The following is a 588-nucleotide window of genomic DNA, read 5'->3' as shown; positions in this document are numbered from 1 at the left end:
ACTTCAGTCCCGACGCATTGAACTGAAAGGCGTCGGGACTCTGGCAGCAGGCCGGTCGTCGCGTGCTGGCGGCCGACATCGAGCAGGCAACGGCTGAGCAAGCAGTCTGAATAGTGCCGAGTGCCGACACCTGCTCTTGTGGGAGGGACTTCAGTCCCGACGCGATTAGCTGAAAGGCATCGGGACTGAAGTTCCTCCCACAACGCTGCTCAGGCGCAAAGACGTCGCCATGCCACGCTTCGCGCTGACGTGCGCTTGCGTCTACAGTGACGCGATGCCGCCGCACGCCTCTACGCCCCCGTTGTCCGCACTCGCCGCCACGCTGCCCGATCCGGCACCGGCGCCGCTGCTGCTCGGCCTCAGCGGCGGGCTGGATTCGACCGTGCTGCTGCACCTGCTCGCGCAGCGGCCGTCGTACCGCCACGCCGGCCTGCGCGCGCTGCACGTGCACCACGGACTGCATGCCGACGCCGACGCCTGGGCCGCGCAGTGCGCGCAGCTGTGCAACGCGCTGGCGGTGCCGCTGCAGGTGGTGCGGGTGCAGGTGCCGCGCGACAGCGGCGATGGCCTGGAGGCGGCGGCGCGGCA

General features: G+C 69.9%; 1 protein-coding gene. It reads left to right on the top strand.

The window, feature by feature from the left end; all coding sequences use genetic code 11:
• Nucleotides 1-274: 274 nt before the first annotated feature.
• Nucleotides 275-588 (top strand): ATP-binding protein (locus D183_RS25355; protein ID WP_441366584.1); only part of this gene is annotated, 314 nt, incomplete at its 3' end.

Origin of the sequence: Xanthomonas sp. SHU 199 (genome assembly GCF_000364665.1) — a bacterium.
In the GTDB taxonomy this organism is placed as follows: domain Bacteria; phylum Pseudomonadota; class Gammaproteobacteria; order Xanthomonadales; family Xanthomonadaceae; genus Xanthomonas_A; species Xanthomonas_A sontii.
Note: the sequence above shows the minus strand (reverse complement) of the source record. Positions and strands in the feature narration are given on the sequence as shown.